Annotated in this window: 12 protein-coding genes and 1 tRNA gene; 1 reads left to right on the top strand and 12 read right to left on the bottom strand. The window is 67.3% G+C overall.

Translation table 11 applies throughout. The features are described from left to right. Nucleotides 1-35 precede the first annotated feature (35 nt). The 7 genes from ATO11_RS00240 to ATO11_RS00270 form a co-directional block, all read right to left on the bottom strand. Nucleotides 36-1,205 (bottom strand): ABC transporter substrate-binding protein, encoded by a 1,170-nt coding sequence (locus ATO11_RS00240; RefSeq protein WP_050528837.1) that lies wholly within the window; start codon nt 1,203-1,205, stop codon nt 36-38. Beyond that, the gene (locus tag ATO11_RS00245; protein WP_050528838.1) at nt 1,202-1,786 is read right to left on the bottom strand and encodes an ANTAR domain-containing response regulator; all 585 of its coding nucleotides are present in this window, start codon (nt 1,784-1,786) and stop codon (nt 1,202-1,204) included. Before ATO11_RS00245 ends, ATO11_RS00240 begins: the two co-directional genes overlap by 4 nt. A 197-nt stretch (nt 1,787-1,983) precedes the next feature. After that, nucleotides 1,984-2,058: transfer RNA gene (locus ATO11_RS00250), tRNA-Gly, on the bottom strand. An 80-nt stretch (nt 2,059-2,138) separates the two neighbouring features. Next, on the bottom strand, nt 2,139-3,284 hold the full coding sequence (locus ATO11_RS21975) for an SH3 domain-containing protein (protein ID WP_165586905.1): 1,146 nt from the start codon (nt 3,282-3,284) through the stop codon (nt 2,139-2,141). A 50-nt stretch (nt 3,285-3,334) separates the two neighbouring features. Beyond that, entirely contained in the window at nt 3,335-3,724 is a 390-nt protein-coding gene (locus ATO11_RS00260) for an MAPEG family protein (RefSeq protein WP_050528840.1), read from the bottom strand. Nucleotides 3,725-3,800: 76 nt separating this feature from the next. Next, complete coding sequence (pyc, locus tag ATO11_RS00265; protein WP_050528841.1) at nt 3,801-7,241, bottom strand: pyruvate carboxylase; 3,441 nt, start codon at nt 7,239-7,241, stop codon at nt 3,801-3,803. Nucleotides 7,242-7,451: 210 nt separating this feature from the next. Then, a complete protein-coding gene (locus tag ATO11_RS00270) occupies nt 7,452-8,177 on the bottom strand; it encodes a PAS domain-containing protein (RefSeq protein ID WP_050528842.1) in 726 nt (241 codons plus the stop codon). A 195-nt stretch (nt 8,178-8,372) separates the two neighbouring features. Between ATO11_RS00270 and ATO11_RS00275 the strand changes: the two genes are divergently transcribed. After that, nucleotides 8,373-10,727 (top strand): ATP-dependent helicase, encoded by a 2,355-nt coding sequence (locus ATO11_RS00275; RefSeq protein ID WP_050528843.1) that lies wholly within the window; start codon nt 8,373-8,375, stop codon nt 10,725-10,727. Nucleotides 10,728-10,768: 41 nt separating this feature from the next. On the opposite strand, the gene glyA is transcribed toward ATO11_RS00275, so the two are convergent. Genes glyA through ATO11_RS00300 form a run of 5 tightly spaced genes read right to left on the bottom strand, consistent with a single transcriptional unit; the run spans nt 10,769 to nt 17,764 of the window. After that, entirely contained in the window at nt 10,769-12,061 is a 1,293-nt protein-coding gene (gene glyA, locus ATO11_RS00280) for a serine hydroxymethyltransferase (RefSeq protein WP_050528844.1), read from the bottom strand. Nucleotides 12,062-12,080: 19 nt separating this feature from the next. Continuing rightward, the gene (locus ATO11_RS00285; protein WP_050528845.1) at nt 12,081-14,705 is read right to left on the bottom strand and encodes a phosphoenolpyruvate carboxylase; all 2,625 of its coding nucleotides are present in this window, start codon (nt 14,703-14,705) and stop codon (nt 12,081-12,083) included. After that, nucleotides 14,705-15,676 (bottom strand): 2-hydroxyacid dehydrogenase, encoded by a 972-nt coding sequence (locus tag ATO11_RS00290; RefSeq protein ID WP_050528846.1) that lies wholly within the window; start codon nt 15,674-15,676, stop codon nt 14,705-14,707. Before ATO11_RS00290 ends, ATO11_RS00285 begins: the two co-directional genes overlap by 1 nt. 1 nt (nt 15,677) lies before the next feature. Further along, a complete protein-coding gene (gene sucD, locus ATO11_RS00295) occupies nt 15,678-16,568 on the bottom strand; it encodes a succinate--CoA ligase subunit alpha (protein WP_050528847.1) in 891 nt (296 codons plus the stop codon). Beyond that, a complete protein-coding gene (locus tag ATO11_RS00300; RefSeq protein ID WP_050528848.1) occupies nt 16,565-17,764 on the bottom strand; it encodes a malate--CoA ligase subunit beta in 1,200 nt (399 codons plus the stop codon). Before ATO11_RS00300 ends, sucD begins: the two co-directional genes overlap by 4 nt. Between the last annotated feature and the right edge of the window lie 3 nt (nt 17,765-17,767).

A 17,767-nucleotide genomic window follows, 5' to 3' on the forward strand; every position in this document is an offset into this window, starting at 1 on the left:
CGCGTCGTCCCCCGGTTTGCACAGGTTTTGGGCGTTCAGGCGCGGGCCGGGTCGAATATGCGGCCATCGAAGAACGCGTCGGGCAAGAGCGTGAGGTCGCCTTCCGCCGAGGCAACGGGCGTCGCGCGGCGAATCGAGCCTTCGACCTTCTCGGACGCGCCCGGCATGTCGATGCCCGCCGCGCCGAGGTGCATGCGGTGCAGGTCGGCGCGGAACACGCGCGCCGCGCCGGTGGTCCGGGTCGGGTCGGCGCCGTGCAGGGCGGCCATCTGGGCCGCGATCCATTTCGCCTGGCTGCGCCACGGGAAGGTGGCGGTGCCGTGGTGAAACTCGATGAACCGCGCCACCTGCCGGTTCTCGCCGCGCGAGGACAGGGTCAGGTGCCCCGACAGCGCCCGGTCGATCAGTTCGGGAGAGACGTCAAGGTAGGCCTTGCGCGACAGGACCTCTCCGGCCGTGGCGCGCGCGTCCGGATCAGCGAGCCAGCGCCCCGCGCGCCAGACCGCGCGCATCAGGCGGCCCAAAAGGTCGGGTTCGGTTTCGGCCCAGTCGGTGCGCACGGCGAGCACCTTTTCCGGCGCGAATTGCCAGATCGCCGTGCCCGGCAGCAAAAGCGCGCCCGCGCCCTGTTCCACTGCGACCGACCCCCACGGTTCGCCCACGCAGAACGCATCCACATCGCCCGCCGCCAGCGCGCTGGCCATCAGGGGCGGGGGCACGGTACGGATGACGATGCCGTCCGCGCCAAGCGCGGTGGCGCGGCTCCAGTAATCCAGCAGGGCGACATGCATCGAGAAGGGGAACGGCACGCCGAACACGATGGGCCGGTCGCGCACGGCGGCCAGCGCCGAGGCTGCAGCCTTGGGGTCGGCGAAATCGAACGGGTGGCCCGCCGCGCGCAACCGCTCTTCCAGCGGGCGGCCCACGCCCACGACGTTGCCGTTGACCGACAGGACCGACACGGCCGCAAGCGAGGTCGCGACCCCGCCCAGCCCCATCGCCATCGCCACGGGGACGGGCGACAGCATGTGCGCGGCATCCACCCGGCCAAAGGCGAGCATGTCGCGGACCGAGGACCAAGAGGGCGCGGGCACAAGATCAAGCGCGATGCCTTCGGACTGCGCGAACCCCATTTCCTGCGCAAGGATCAGCGGCGCGGCATCGACTAGCGGCATGTAGGCCGTGGGCAGGCTGACGAGCCTCATCCCAAAAGCCCCGACGCGGTCACCAGCGCCTCGGCCACATCGGCGACGCGGCGGCCCTGGTCCATCGCGGTGCGGCGCAACAGGGCATAGGCCGCGTCCTCGTCGATCCCGCGCGCTTTCATCAACAGGCCCTTGGCGCGGTCGATCACCTTGCGCTCTTCCAGCGCGCGGCGGGTTTCGGCCAGTTCGTTGCGCATTTGGCGGACCATGGCAAAGCGCGCGATGGCGGTGTCCATCACCGGCTTGATGCGTTCGGGGGCTAGGCCGTCAACGACATAGGCCGACACGCCCGCCTCGATCGCGGCCTGCGCCAGTCCGCCCGCCGCGCCGGACACGAACATGGCCACGGGCCTCTCCATCGGGCCGGAGGCAAGCGTCAGTTCCTCCATCATGTCGCGGGTCGGGTTGTCGACGTCGATCAGCACGATGTCGGGGGCGTGGGCGGCGATCCGGCGGGCCAGCCCGCTGGCATTGCCGATGACGAATACCTCGCAGGCGCAACTGTCCTTCAGCGCGTCCACGATCGCGATGGCGCGGTCGCGATCTTCCTCCACCACGACTATGGTCAGCGTCTCGCCCATGTCCGAGCCATGCCGCAACGCGGCATGGGCTGCAAACCCGGCGCGCGTCACGGGCGCGACTTGCGGCAAAAGGCGCGGTGATGTGCCTGATTTTTGACCAGTCCGAGGGGCGCGCGGAGCGTGTCCCGGAAACGACGCGGGGCCGCGCCGGTTTCCCGGCAGCGGCCCCGTCATGTCTGTCTTCCCGCGAGGGAAGTTGGAGCGGGCGATGAGATTCGAACTCACGACCCTTACCTTGGCAAGGTAATGCTCTACCCCTGAGCTACGCCCGCGTCCTTGGGTACGGCACGAAATAGAAGGAACGCGCGCAGGCTGCAAGCGCAAAATCGCCCCCGCTTGCGCAATTTCCGGATCAGTCGGGCGGGGGTGTCGGGGTGACGTAGCTGTCCCAGACCCAGCCGTCGGTCGGGCCGTCCGGTGCCATCACGCGCGCGCGTACCCAGCGGCCCCACTGGCCGAAGACAAGCACGGCAGTGTCGCGGTTCACCTGCGTCAGCGGCGTGGCCGACAGGCTGGGCGCGGGGCGCACGTAAACGCGGTCCCCGTTGATGGTGGCGGGGATGATCGCCGGGCTGTCTGCCGCCCGGTCCGCGAGGACGGGGCGGGCGCGCGCCGGTCGCGCCGCGCGTTCGGGCAGCGCCTGTTCTGGCGGGACGGGGCCGGATGCATCCGCCACGGGCGCTGCGAGGAGACCGCCGAGCGCGGCAAGGAGGCGCGTGCCGGGCAGGGGCGCGGGGCGTGAGGGTGGCGGGTCTCCAAAAATGCCGGTGGCCTGCGCCTGCGGTTCGGGACGGCGGTGCGGGGCGTCCGGCGCGGGCTTGGCCGAGGCATCCGGCGCGGCGGCGGCCACCTGCGGCATCGCGGGGTCGGGCAGGTCGGGGCGCGCGGCGGGGCCGGTCGCGTCGGGACGCCAAGCGCCGGGCCGCAGGGGCACGAGGCGCGGGCCGCTTTCCGGGCGTGTCACCGTCTGCAACGGGTCAAGACCCGCGGCAAGCGCCGGTCCGTTCCCGTCAGGGGCTTGCGGCGCGGTGATGCCCGGCAGCCGACGTGCCTCGGGCAGGCCGATATCGCCGGGACGGGCGTCGCGCGGCAGGGCGCGCGGGGCCGCCATCACGTTGCCCTGCATGACCGACGACATGCGGCCCGGCGCCTCGGGCGCGGGCCGGGGCGGGCCCGCGGCGAACAGGGACGGCGCGGGCAGGGCGGGGCGCGGCCACGACGCACGCTCCACCGCGACATCGCCGCGGGCCAGTTCGGGCGCGCGCACCCTTTGCGCCGCGTGGCGGATGACAGCGTCGGGTGGCGGGGATGGCCGGGCAAGCGCGCGTGGCACCCCGGAAAAGACTGCCACGTCGGTGCGGACAAGCTCCTCGGCTGGCATCGTGTCGACGGGATTGGCAAAGACGATCTCGGGCGCGCCCTGCGTCACCGCGACATAGAGCGACAGACCGATGAACAAGACCGGTCCCAGTGCCGAAGATGAGCCTGCATCTGCCATGCCCGACACCTATCACCGCCGCGGGCATGCGGGCAATCGCGCTGCGCCGATCAGATCACGGCATGGGCGACGAGGCCGATGGCCGTCAGTCCGATCATCGCGAAGGTCAGCATCATGCCGCCCACCCGCAGTTTCGGGCGCGGCGACGGGCTCGACAGGGCCGCGCCGTGCATCGCGCGTCCGGCCAGAAGGGAGAGGCCCAGCAGGTGCAGGACCCAGCCCGGCGTGCCCAGCCCCTCGGCCAGGCCAAGCAGGATCAGCCCCATGGGCGCGTATTCGGCGCAATTGGCCTGCGCGCGGATGCGCCGCATCAGCACCTTGTCGCCCTTGTCGCCGAGCGAGATGCCCGCGCCGCGTCGGTAGCGGATCACGCGGACCGACAGGGTGATGAACAACAGCGCGACGAGGCCGGCATAGAAGGCGGTGATGGGCAGGGGCATGGGGGTCTCCGTGTTGTCTGGGCGGGACCCTAGGTGCAGCGCGCGGGACTGTCACCCGCGCGCCGCGCATTCATGGTCAATCCAGTTCGACGAGCAGGTCCTTGGCGTCGATCTGGCTGCCCGCCTGCACGTGCACCGCGCGCACGACGGCGTCGCGTTCGGCATGCAGGCCGGTTTCCATCTTCATCGCCTCGATCGTCAGCAGCAGATCGCCCGCGCTGATCGTCTGGCCGGCCTTGACCGCGACGCTGGCCACGACACCGGGCATGGGCGCGCCGATGTGGTTCTCGTTCGCGGGGTCGGCCTTGGGCTTGTCGGCGACCTGCACCGCGGCGGCCTTGTTCACCACGCGCACAACGCGCGGCTGGCCGTTCAGTTCGAAGAACACCCGCGACGAGCCGTCCTCCTGCGTGTCACCCACCGCCTGCAGCCGGATTTCGAGCGTCTTGCCCGGATCGATTTCGGCGGTGATCTCTTCCCCCGGCACCATGCCGTAGAAGAAGGTGCGCGTGGGCAGGGTGCGGATGGGACCGACGACGGCGTGCTTGTCGGCGTAATCGGCAAAGACCTTGGGGTACATCATCGCGCCCATCAGGTCCTCGTTGTCGATGTCGATCTCGAACCGCTTGGCAAGTTCGGCGTGGCGCGCGTCAAGGTCCTCGGGCTCCAGCAATTCGCCGGGGCGCACGGTGATCGGCTTTTCGTCCTTCAGGACCTTCCTGACGATGTCCTTGGGGAAGCCGCCGGGGGCCTGACCGACCTGCCCGCGCATCAGCGTCTTGACGCTTTCGGGGAAGCTGACCTCGGTCTTGGGGTCCAGCACGTCTTCGCAGGTCAGGCCCTGGCTGACCATCAACAGCGCCATGTCGCCCACCGTCTTGGCGATGGGCGTGACCTTGATCACGTCGCCGAACATCCGGTTCACGTCGGCATAGGTCCTGGCGACCTCGTGCCACTTGTCCTCCAGCCCCATCGAGCGCGCCTGCGCCTTGAGGTTGGTGAACTGGCCGCCCGGCATCTCGTGCAGGTAGACCTCGGACGAGGGCGATTGCATGCCCGATTCAAAGGCCGCGTAATGCCCGCGCACCGCTTCCCAGTAGTTTGAAATCTGGCGGATCGCGTCGATGTCGAGCCCGGTGTCGCGGTCGGTGTGGCGCAACGCCTCAACCACGGTGCCGAGCGTCGCCTGGCTGGTATTGCCCGACAGCGAATCCATCGCGCAGTCGACGGCGTCGACGCCCGCGGCTGCGGCGGCGAGGATGCTGGCCGACGCGATGCCCGCCGTGTCGTGGGTGTGGAAGTGGATCGGCAGGCCGGTCTCTTCCTTCAGGGCCTTGAACAGCACCGTGGCGCTCGCCGGTTTCAGAAGGCCGCCCATGTCCTTGATGCACAGGACATGCGTGCCCGCATCCTTCAGTTCCTGCGCCATCTTCAGGTAGTATTTCAGGTCGTACTTGGACCGCTTGGGATCGAGCACGTCGCCGGTATAGCAGATCGCCGCTTCGAGGATCTTGCCCGATTCGAGTACCGCATCCATCGAGATGCGCATGTTTTCAGTCCAGTTGAGCGGATCGAAAACGCGGAAAAGATCAACGCCGGATTCCGCGGCTTGTGCGACAAAGGCCTGCACGACGTTGTCGGGGTAGTTGGTATAGCCCACCCCGTTCGACCCGCGCAGAAGCATCTGGGTCAGCAGGTTCGGCATGCGCGCGCGCAGGTCGCGCAGGCGCTGCCACGGGCATTCGTCGAGGAACCGGTAGGCCACGTCGAAGGTCGCGCCGCCCCAGCATTCGACCGAGAAAAGCTGCGGCAGGTCATGCGCGTAGTTGGGCGCGATCCCGATCATGTCGATCGACCGCATCCGCGTCGCCAGAAGCGACTGGTGGCTGTCGCGCATCGTGGTGTCGGTGATCAGAAGCTGTTTCTGCTTAGACATCCAGTCCGCCACGCCCTGCGCGCCCTTCTTTTCGAGGATCTGGCGCGGGCCATCGGCGATCTCGGCATTGGCGGGCTTGGGGGCCTTGGGCAGTTTCAGGTCGGCGGGCGGGCGCGGGCGACCGGCGGTTTCGGGATGCCCGTTCACCGTGATTTCGGCAATGTAGCCCAGCACCTTGGTGCCCCGGTCGCGGCGCTTGTCGAACTGGAACAGCTCGGGCGTCGTGTCGATGAACTTGGTGGTGTACTGGTTGTTGAGGAAGGTCGGGTGCTTCAGCAGGTTCTCGACGAAGGCGATGTTGGTGCTGACGCCGCGGATGCGGAACTCGCGCAGGGCGCGGTCCATCCGGGCGATGGCCTTTTCGGGCGTCGGTGCCCAGGCGGTGACCTTTTCCAGAAGCGAGTCGTAATACCGCGTGATGACCGCGCCGGAATAGGCGGTGCCGCCGTCCAGCCGGATGCCCATGCCGGTCGCACCGCGATAGGCGGTGATGCGGCCGTAATCGGGGATGAAGTTGTTCTGCGGGTCCTCGGTCGTGATGCGGGTCTGCAGCGCGTGCCCGTTGAGGCGGATGTCGTATTGCGAGGCCTTGCCCGTCGCCTCGGCGAGGCTCTTGCCCTCGGCGATCTGGATCTGGGCCTGCACGATGTCGATGCCGGTGACCTCTTCGGTCACGGTGTGTTCGACCTGCACGCGCGGATTGACCTCGATGAAGTAGAACTTGCCGGTGTCCATATCCATCAGGAACTCGACCGTGCCGGCGCATTCGTAATTCACATGCGCGCATATCTTGCGGCCCAACTCGCAAATCTCTTCGCGCTGCGCCTCTGACAGGTAGGGGGCAGGGGCGCGTTCCACGACCTTCTGGTTTCGCCGCTGGACCGAGCAGTCGCGTTCATAAAGGTGGTACAGGTTGCCATGCGTATCGCCGAGGATCTGCACCTCGACGTGCCGCGCGCGGGTGATCATCTTTTCGAGATAGCCTTCACCGTTGCCGAAGGCGGCCTCGGCCTCGCGCCGGCCTTCCAGCACCTTCTCTTCCAGCTCGTCCTCGGACTCGATGGGGCGCATGCCGCGCCCGCCGCCGCCCCAGGACGCCTTGAGCATCAGGGGGTAGCCGATCTCGGCCGCTTCCTTGCGGATCGCGTCCATGTCGTCGCCGAGCACCTCGGTCGCGGGGATGACGGGCACGCCTGCCTCGATCGCGACGCGGCGGGCGCTGGCCTTGTCGCCCAGCTTGCGCATGGTTTCGGCGCGGGGGCCGATGAAGGTGATGCCGTTCGCGGCGCAGGCATCCACGAGGTCGGGGTTTTCCGACAACAGGCCATATCCCGGGTGGATCGCATCCGCGCCCGACATCTTGGCGACGCGGATGATCTCGTCGATCGACAGGTAGGCCTGGACCGGGCCCAGCCCCTCGCCGATGCGATAGGCCTCGTCGGCCTTGAACCGGTGCAGGCCCAGCTTGTCCTCTTCGGCGAAGACGGCGACCGTCTTCTTGCCCATCTCGTTGGCGGCGCGCATCACGCGGATGGCGATTTCACCGCGGTTGGCGATCAGGATCTTGGAAAAGGTGGTCATCTTGGTTCCCCGCGTCGGATTGTACCCGTGCTATATGACGCGGGTGCAGCCGGGTAAACTGAGGGGAAGTGGGTAGCCCGCCAGATCATGCTGCACCTGCATAATCCGCGAAAAGTCGTAGCCGGTCGAACCCTGGAAGGAAAGCCCGCCTGAACGGGCCGGGGTCCGGCGGGGCCTTGGCTGCATGCCCCGCCGGGTCGTGCGCGCGGGTCAGGCGTGGTGCCGGAACTCGGGCGCTTCGGCGACCGCAAGGTCGACAAGGTGTTGCGCGGTTTCGCGCAAGGTGGGCGTTCCGGTCTGCGACAGGTCCAGCAGGGACATGTCCGCCTGTTGCGCCGCGGCCAGCCGGTTTTCGGCGGTTGTGCGCACCTTTTGCAGCGTGTCGTCCACCGCCCGGCACATCCCCGCAAGGAACCGCGCCGATGCGCGCAGGTCGCAGTCACTGGCCTGTCCCGCCTCCATCGCGTCGAACAGGGCGCCGATCCGCGACAACTGAAACGAGGCCTCGGTCGAGAAATAGCGCACGTCCTCGAACGCGACGAGATCAGCCTGGTCCCGTTCCAGCCGGCGCACGCACAGCGCGTGGCCAAGGATCCGTTCCGCGCCGCCTGGCATGGTGACCGGGCAGACCGTCGTTTGCCACGTCAGCGTGCCGCCGGGCTTCGACAGGACCTCCTGGTAGTCGATGGGGCCGCCGCGCGCGATGGCTTCGGCATAGTGGGCGTTGACCTCTTCCGCCTGCTTGTCGGGCAACAGGTCGGACACGCGCTTGCCGCGACACGCACCGAACTCCATGCCGCTTTCGCGTTCATGCGCCTCGTTCAGCCCTATCAGGTGGAATTGCCGCTGGCCGGTCTGTCGTTCTGCCACGAATACCGGGATTTTGAAGGAATCGAGCTCTACGCGAAGCTCGTCAAGATCGGTTGCCTGGAACATTGCTGCCTCCGGGAAATCTTCAATGGCCAGTACAATCGGACAAACCGGTTTACGAAACCTGAAGATCAGGCCGACCAGACGTCTTGATTTAGAGACAAATTCGAAGCGGGAGCGCAGATGGGCGGATTGGCGCGGGCAAGAACAAAACGCGATCAAAGGCTTTTGTCCGGCGCGCTTCCGCCGTATGATCGCGCCATGAGCAGTTACCACGAAGACGACGCGTTCGAGGCGGCAGCGGCCTCTCCGGGACTTGCGGCACGGGCCATGGCGGCGCGGGGCGCGCCTTACCTCGACGGGTTGAACGCCGAACAGCGGCAGGCGGTCGAACAGATCAACGGCCCGGTGCTGATGCTGGCAGGCGCCGGCACGGGCAAGACGCGGGCGCTGACGACGCGCATCGCGCATCTTCTGCACACCGGCACCGCGCACCCGAACGAAATCCTTGCCGTGACCTTCACCAACAAGGCCGCGCGCGAGATGAAGGACCGCGTCGGCGCGATGATGGGCCACGCGGTCGAAGGGATGCCGTGGCTCGGCACCTTCCACGCGATCTGTGTCAAGCTGCTCCGCCGCCATGCCGAACTGGTGGGGCTGAAGTCGAATTTCACCATCCTCGACACCGACGACCAGATCCGCCTTCTGAAACAGCTTTTGCAGGCCTCGAACATCGACGACAAACGCTGGCCCGCCCGCGCGTTGTCCTCATTGATCGACGGCTGGAAGAACCGCGCGCTGACGCCCGACAAGGTGCCCGCCGCCGATGCCTCGGCCTTCGATCACAAGGGCGTCCAGCTTTATGCGCAGTATCAGGAGCGGCTGAAGGAGCTGAACGCCACCGATTTCGGCGACCTTCTGCTGCATGTCCTGACGATCTTCCAGGAACATGACGACGTGCTGGCACAGTACCAGCGCTGGTTCCGCTATATCCTTGTCGACGAGTACCAGGATACCAACGTCGCGCAGTACCTGTGGCTGCGGCTGCTCGCACAATCGCACAAGAATATCTGCTGCGTGGGCGACGACGACCAGTCGATCTATGGCTGGCGCGGGGCCGAGGTGGGCAACATCCTGCGGTTTGAAAAGGATTTTCCCGGCGCGCGCGTGATCCGGCTGGAGCAGAATTACCGCTCGACCCAGCATATCCTGTCGGCCGCATCGGGCGTGATCGCCGCCAACAAGGGGCGGTTGGGCAAGGAATTGTGGACCGAGGCCGAGGGCGGAGAAAAGGTCCGCCTGATCGGTCACTGGGATGGCGAGGAAGAGGCCCGCTGGATCGGCGAGGAAGTCGAGGCCATGCAAAGGGGCACGCGGGGCATGGACCCGATGAGCCTTGACGACATGGCGATCCTTGTCCGCGCGTCGCACCAGATGCGCGCGTTCGAGGACCGGTTCCTGACGATCGGTCTGCCCTACCGCGTGATCGGCGGCCCGCGCTTCTATGAACGGATGGAGATCCGCGACGCGATGGCCTATTTCCGCGTCGTCGTCTCGCCCGAGGATGACCTGGCCTTCGAACGCATCGTCAACACGCCCAAGCGCGGCCTTGGCGACAAGGCGCAGCAAAAGATCCAGTTCACCGCCCGCCAGCACGGCGTGTCCCTGACCGAAGGGGCGCAGATCCTGCTCGATGAAAAGGGGCTGGGCGGCAAGGGCGCCAAGGAATTGCAGACCCTTCTGGACGGCCTGCAGCGCTGGGGCCGGATGGCCGGCGACGGCAAGATCACCCACATGGAACTGGCCGAGATCATCCTCGACGAGAGCGGCTACACGACGATGTGGCAGAACGACAAGACGCCCGAGGCGCCGGGGCGGCTGGAAAACCTCAAGGAACTGGTCAAGGCGCTGGAGGGGTTCGAGAACCTGACCGGGTTCCTCGAACACGTGTCGCTGGTGATGGACAATGAACAGGGCGGCGACGGCGAAAAAGTGTCGATCATGACGCTGCACGCGGCCAAGGGGCTCGAATTTCCCGCCGTGTTCCTGCCGGGGTGGGAGGACGGGCTGTTTCCCTCGCAACGCTCGATGGACGAGAACGGGGTGAAGGGCCTCGAAGAAGAACGGCGGCTCGCTTACGTGGGCATCACGCGGGCTGAACGCGTCTGCACCATATCCTTCGCGGGCAACCGCCGCGTGTTCGGCCAATGGCAATCGGCGCTGCCGTCACGGTTCATCGACGAGTTGCCCGAAGAGCATGTGGAGGTGCTGACGCCCCCCGGCCTCTACGGTGGTGGCTATGGTGCGGCGGCCCCGCAATCGAACCTGCACGAGGCCGCGTCCCGCGCCGATGTCTACAACTCGCCCGGCTGGCGGCGGCTGCAACAGCGGTCGTCCCAGCGGCCCGTGTCGCAACCGCAGGAATCGCGCAACACGGTGATCGACCTCACGGCGTCGTCGTCGCACACGGTGGGCGAGCGCGTGTTCCACCAGAAATTCGGCTATGGCACGATCACCGGGATCGAGGGCGACAAACTCGACATCGCGTTTGAGAAGGCGGGCGACAAGAAGGTCGTCGCCAAGTTCGTGATGCCCGCCGACGAGATCCCGTTCTGAACGGCGGCCGGGCCACTGGCCCGGCGCCGGTGTTGAAGCGCTCAGTCGTAGATCGGGAAGCGGTCGCACATCTGCTGCACCTCGGCGCGGACCGCGTCCTCGATGGCGGCGTTGCCGTCTTCGCCATGGGTTGCCAGCCCGTCCACCACGCGCACGATCCAGTCGGCAATCTGGCGGAATTCCGGTTCGCAGAACCCGCGTGTCGTGCCCGCCGGGCTGCCCAGCCGGATGCCGCTGGTGATCATCGGCTTCTCGGTATCGAAGGGGATGCCGTTCTTGTTGCAGGTGATATGCGCCCGGCCAAGCGCCTTTTCGGTCGCGTTGCCCTTGACGCCCTTGGGGCGCAAATCGACCAGCAACACGTGCGTGTCGGTGCCGCCCGTGACGATGTCGAGCCCGCCTTTCATCAACTGGTCGGCCATTGCCTTGGCGTTGGCGATCACCTGCTTCTGGTAGGTTTTGAAACCCGGCTCCAGCGCCTCGCCGAAGGCCACGGCCTTGGCTGCGATCACGTGCATCAGCGGGCCGCCCTGGATGCCGGGGAAGATGGCGGAGTTGAATTTCTTCGCCAGCGCCTCGTCATTGGTGAGGATCATGCCGCCGCGCGGGCCGCGCAGGGTCTTGTGCGTGGTCGTGGTGGCGACATGGGCATGCGGGAAGGGGGAGGGGTGCTCTCCGGCGGCGACGAGGCCCGCGAAATGCGCCATGTCGACATGCAGGTAGGCGCCGACGCTGTCGGCGATCTCGCGCATCCGGGCGAAATCGATCTGGCGCGGCACGGCGCTGCCACCGGCGATGATCAGCTTGGGCTGATGCTCTAGCGCCAGCGCCTCCACCTGGTCGTAGTCGAGCCGCAGATCGTCCTTGCGCACGCCGTACTGGACCGGGTTGAACCACTTGCCCGACTGGTTGGGCCGCGCGCCGTGGGTCAGGTGCCCGCCCGCATCGAGCGACATGCCGAGGATGGTGTCACCGGGCTGCAGAAGCGCCTGGAACACGCCCTGGTTGGCCTGGCTGCCGGAATTGGGCTGGACGTTGGCGAAATCGCAGCCGAACAGGCGGCAGGCGCGTTCGATGGCAAGGTCCTCGGCCTTGTCCACGAACTGGCAGCCGCCGTAATACCGGCGCCCGGAATAGCCCTCGGCATACTTGTTGGTCATGACCGAACCCTGCGCCTGCATCACGGCGCGGGAGACGATGTTCTCGGACGCGATCAGTTCGATCTCGTCGCGCTGGCGGCCCAGCTCCTGCTCGATCGCGCCGAACAGCTCGGTATCGGCATCGCGCAGGTCGCGGGTGAAGAACGGGTTCTTTTCGGTGTAGGCGATATTCATCGGGGTCCTCCGGTAACGGTCAGCCGGTCCAGCCAAGGGCGGCCGAGATCGAGTTCATGGATTGCAGCAGCGGAACGTTGGCGCGGCTTGCGCCTGTCGTCGCGCGGCTCTGGTGCAGCAGGTCGACCTGAAGCGCGTGGATACGCTCCATGTTCGCCCTGTTGCGGTCGAAACTTGCGCGGAAATGCGGGAAGCGCGCGCACAGGGCGGTGTCGCCCGTCAGGAACCGCACGCCCCGGCAGGCCCGCGCGTATTCATCCGAGATCGCGCCGAACACGGCGGTGCGAACCTCGTCATCGGTGACCAGCCCGGCATAGCGTTCGGCGATGGCGAGGTCGGCCTGGTAGAGCGACTTCTCGACCTCGGCGACGACAAGCGCGAAGAGCGGGTGGTTGGCGAACATGTCGGCCAGCACGCGGTCGCCGCGGTCCTTGCGGAAGCGCCGGAAACTTTCGATGGCGGTGCCGAACCCGTACCAGCCGGTGATGATGTGGCGGTTCTGCGACCACGCAAACACCCACGGGATCGCGCGCAGATCGGCCAGCGTGGCCGCCCCGAACCGCCGCGCGGGGCGCGATCCCATCCGCAGTTGCGCCAGTTCGTCGACCGGGCTGGCCTCTTGAAAGTAGCGGACGAAACCGGGCGCGTTCAGGAGGCTGACATAGGCGGTCTGCGACAGGCCCGACAGGGCGTCGAAGGCGTCTTCGAATTCGGGCCGTGCCGCCGGTTCCGCCGGGCGGGCGGAATGCTCGAACACGCTGGCCGCCAGCAGTTCCAGATGCGCCGCCGCGGTGCCGCGGTTGGCGTATTTGTGGGACACGACCTCACCCTGTTCGGTCAGCCGCAACCGCCCGTGGACCGTGCCCGCGGGCTGGGCCGTGATGGCGCGGCCGGTGGGCGCGCCGCCCCGGCTGACCGATCCGCCACGGCCATGGAAGAAGCGCGGCGTCAGGCCGTGCCCGGCAAGCGTGCGCGCGATCCGGCGCTGGGCGCGGTCCAGCTCCCATGTCGAGGTCAGGTAGCCGCCATCCTTGTTGCTGTCGGAATAGCCCAGCATGATCTCGATCGACTTGCCGCGCCGGGTCAGGCTGCGCCGCGCCAGCGGCACGCCCAGCAGCGCGTCGAGGATCGCGGGCGCGTTGCGCAAATCGTCGATGGTCTCGAACAGCGGCACGACCGAGATATCGAGTGTCTCGGCCCCGAAGCCCGCGTAACGCGCCAAGAGGTAGACGGCGAGCAGGTCGTCGGTCGACCGGGTCATGGACAGGATGAAGGGGCCGATGGCGTCGGGGTCGGGGCCGGTATGCGCGGCATGGACCAGCCGCAGGAGGTTCAGCGTCTCCACCGTCATGGGCTCGAGCCGCGCGGTATCCGGCGCGGGCAGCGTGCGGCTGGCCAGTTCGGTGCGCAGGCGGCTTGACCATTCCGTGCTCTGGCAGTCCGGCGCATTCTGCCAGATATCGGCCAGCGCGGCGTTGATGACGGACGAGTTCTGGCGGATGTCCAGCGTCACGGTGCGGAAGCCGAAGACCGAGGCCTGCCACCGGATACGCCGCACGTAGCGGCGCGCGAGCGGTTCGGCATCCATCGCGCACAGGGCGGCATCGACGGTATCTAGATCGGCGATGAACTGGCCGACATGCGCATAGGCATCTTCGCGCAGGCGCAATTCCATCGCCGAAAGGGCGCGGCGGAACAGCTCGTTGCCGTTGCGGTCGAACCGGGGTCCGGCCTCGACAATGCGGTGCAGCGCGGCGCGGTGCGCATCGGGCAATTCGGCAACGTGATCGCTGAGGCTCAGCCGGGCGGCGGCATTGGTCAGCATGTCGCGGTAGCGCTCAACGATGGCCGCGCGGCCACGGCGCAGGGCCAGTTCGGTCATGTCGGCGGTGACGTTGGGGTTGCCGTCGCGGTCGCCGCCGATCCAGCTGTGAAAGCGCAGGCAGGGGCGGGCGTCGGGACCGGTGCCGAAATGCCCCTCGACCGCGCGTTCGAAGGCGTCGAACACCTGCGGCACCGCATCGAAGATGCTGTCGCGGAAGAATTGCAGCCCCCAATCGATCTCGTCGGTGAGGGTGGGGCGTTCGAGGCGTAACTCGCCGGTCAGCCACAACAGGTCGATTTCGCCTTCGATGTCGGCAAGGATCGTGTCGCGTTCGCGCCGCGTCCAGCGCTGCGTTTCCAGCTTGGTCAGGTCGCGGTAGATGCGGCGGTGGATTTCCAGCACGGTGACGCGCTTGGCCTCGGTCGGGTGCGCGGTGATCGTGGGACCGATGGACAGGTCCCGCGCCAGCGCGGCGAAGGTCGCGGCATCGGGGTTGGTGAGGGCAAAGGCCTGCGCGAAGCTGCCGGGAACGGTGGCCGCGCCGGTGCGCCCTTCGGCCTGCCTGCGGTCGCGGATTGCGATGTTTTCGTCCGCGATCCGCTGCAACTGGAACCAGATCGTCATCGCCTGCAGATATGGTATCGCCCCGTCGCCAACCGGCACGGCGGCGCCGGTGCCCGCGTCGAACCAGTCCGCCACCTGCGGGGCGCGGCGCGCCAGCACCCCCCGCCACAGCGTGGCGAGGGTCGCGCGCAGATCGTCGGCATAGGTGTCGCCGCCCGCCTCGGGTCCGGCGGGCTCGGGCAGGGCGGCGCGCATCAGATCACCCGGTCGCGCGGATCGCGGCCAGAGAAGAAATCGGCGAGGTTATCGAGCACCCGGAACCCCATCGCCTCGCGCGCCTCGCGCGTGGCGCTGCCGAGATGGGGCAGCATCACGAGGTTGTCGCATTGCATCAGGTCCGGCGCGATCCGCGGCTCGCCGTCGAACACGTCAAGTGCCGCACCACCGATCGTGTCGAACATCAGCGCCTGGGCCAGCGCCCATTCGTCGATCACCTCGCCACGGGCAGTGTTGACGAGGAAAGCGCCCGGTTTCATCAGGTCCAGCCGGGCGGCGTTGATCAGGTGCCGGTTCGCGGCACCACCGGGGCAATGCAGCGACACGAAATCGGCCTGCGGCAAGAGTTCCTCGACCGTGTCGACCTGAACGGCACCGTATTGCGCAAGGATCTCTGGCGCGACTTTCGAGCGGTTCTGCACGACGATCTTCATGCCGAAGCCGTGATGCGCGCGGCGGGCCATTTCCTGCCCGATCCGCCCGAACCCGATGATGCCCAGCGTCTTGCCACTGACCTTGGTGCCGACAAGGTGGGTGGGACGCCAGCCGGTCCAGCGGCCTTCGCGGACCTCGCGTTCGCCTTCGCCCGCGCGGCGCGCGACCATCAGCATCAGCGTCATGGCGATGTCGGCGGTACATTCCGACAGCACGTCCGGCGTGTTGGTCACGGTCAGGCCAAGATCGCGGGCCGAGGATTCGCAGATATGGCTGTAGCCGACGCCGTAATTGCCGATGATCTTCGCCTGCGGCTTGGCGACCTCGAACACGTCCGAGCCGAGCTTGTCGGTCACCGTCGGCAGGACCGCGTCGAAGCGTGTCATCGCGTCCCGCATCTCGGGTCCCGCCAGCGGGATGTCCGAGGTGTTGAAGGTGGCGTTGTAGGATTCGGCCAGTTGCGCCTCGACGGCGGCGGGCCAGCGGCGGGTAACAAGAACGGAGGGTTTCACCATATCAGGCAGCCTTTCCCATGACGCGCGCGACGGTTTCACCGATCACGGCGGGGTTCTCGGCGACGGTCACGCCGACATTGGACAGGATTTCGACCTTCTCGCTGGCGCTTTCGCCGAAGGCCGAGATGATGGCACCGGCATGGCCCATGGTGCGGCCCTTGGGTGCGGTCAGACCCGCGACATAGGCCACGACGGGCTTGGTCACGTGGTCGCGGATGTAATCCGCGGCCTCGGCCTCCTGCGGGCCGCCGATCTCGCCGATCATGCAGATGACAGCGGTGTCGTCGTCATTCTCGAACCGTTCGAGTATATCGCGGAAGGACGAGCCGTTGATCGGGTCGCCGCCGATGCCGACCGAGGTCGACACGCCAAGCCCCAACTCTTTCAGCTGCGCCGCGGCCTCGTACCCCAGCGTCCCTGACCGGCCGATGATGCCGACATTGCCCGGCAAATAAATATGGCCCGGCATGATGCCCAGCAGCGCCTTGCCCGGAGAGATCGTGCCGGCGCAGTTGGGACCGGTCAGGACCATGCGGCGCTCCTTGGGATAGCGCATCATGTACCGCTTGACCCGGATCATGTCGCCCGCGGGAATACCGTCGGTGATGCAGACGCAGTACCGGATGCCGCCATCCGCGGCCTCCATGATCGAATCCGCCGCGAAGGGGGGCGGGACGAAGACGAGGCTCGCCTCGGCCCCGGTCTTTTCCACGGCGTCCTTGACGGTGTCGAAGACGGGCACGCCCTCGACCGTCTCGCCGCCCTTGCCGGGCACGACGCCGCCGACGACATTGGTGCCGTATTCCAGCATGTCCTTGGTGTGGAACCGGGCCATGCGCCCGGTGATGCCCTGCACGATCACCTTGGTGTCGCGGTCGAGAAGGATGCTCATGTCACGGCCCTCATTCTGGTTGCTTGAGAGAGGTCGTTCCTCCACGCGCCCACGGCACGTTCGGCGGCCTCCATCAGGGTGTTGGCGCGGATGATCGGCAGGCCCGACTTGGCGAGGATCTTCTGCCCTTCCTCCACGTTGGTCCCGGCGAGGCGCACGATGACGGGCACGTCGACCTGCACCTCCTTCAGCGCCTGCACGACGCCCTCGGCGACCCAGTCGCAGCGGTTGATCCCGGCGAAGATGTTGACCAGCACCGCCTGCACGTTCTTGTCCGACATCACGAGGCGGAACGCCTTGGCGACGCGTTCGGGCGTGGCCCCGCCGCCTATGTCGAGGAAGTTGGCAGGCTGGCCGCCTGCCAGCATGATCGTGTCCATCGTCGCCATGGCAAGGCCCGCGCCGTTCACGATGCAGCCGATATTGCCGTCGAGCCCGACATAGCTGAGCCCCCGGTCGGCGGCGCGGCTTTCGCGCGGGTCTTCCTGGCTCTTGTCGCGCAATTCGGCCACCTGCGGGTGACGGAAGAGCGCGTTGTCGTCGAACGTCATCTTGGCGTCGAGCGCGATGATCCGGTCGTCGCCCGTCACCACCAGCGGGTTGATTTCGACCATCGTCGCGTCCAGCTCGGAAAAGGCGCGGTAGCAGCCCATGAGCGTGCGCACCATCTGGCTGACAAGCCCCGCCTCGACCCCGAGGGCAAAGGCGATCTCGCGCGCCTGGAATTCCTGCAGGCCGACTGCGGGTTCCACCGTGGACCGCACGATGCTGTCGGGTTTCTCGGCGCTGATCTCCTCGATCTCCATGCCGCCTTCGGCACTTGCGACGATCATGACGCGCTGTGACGAGCGGTCCATGACGAAGCCGAGGTAGAACTCGTGCTCGATCGGCACGGCACCCTCGACATAGACGCGGTAGATGCCCTTGCCTTCGGGGCCGGTCTGGTGGGTCACCAGCTTCTGGCCGAACATGTCCTCGCAGGCTTTCTGGATGGCGTGGTCGTCCTCGCACATCTTGACGCCACCGGCCTTGCCGCGTCCGCCGGCATGGACCTGTGCCTTGACGATCCAGCGGTCGCCGCCGATCTCGCGGGCGCGGTAGGCGGCCTGTTCCGGGCTGTAGGCGAGCGCGCCGGGCGGCACCTCGACCCCGAAACCGGACAGGATCTCCTTGGCCTGATATTCGTGAATGTCCATGGG

This window comes from Pseudaestuariivita atlantica (assembly GCF_001205715.1).
Taxonomy (GTDB): domain Bacteria; phylum Pseudomonadota; class Alphaproteobacteria; order Rhodobacterales; family Rhodobacteraceae; genus Pseudaestuariivita; species Pseudaestuariivita atlantica.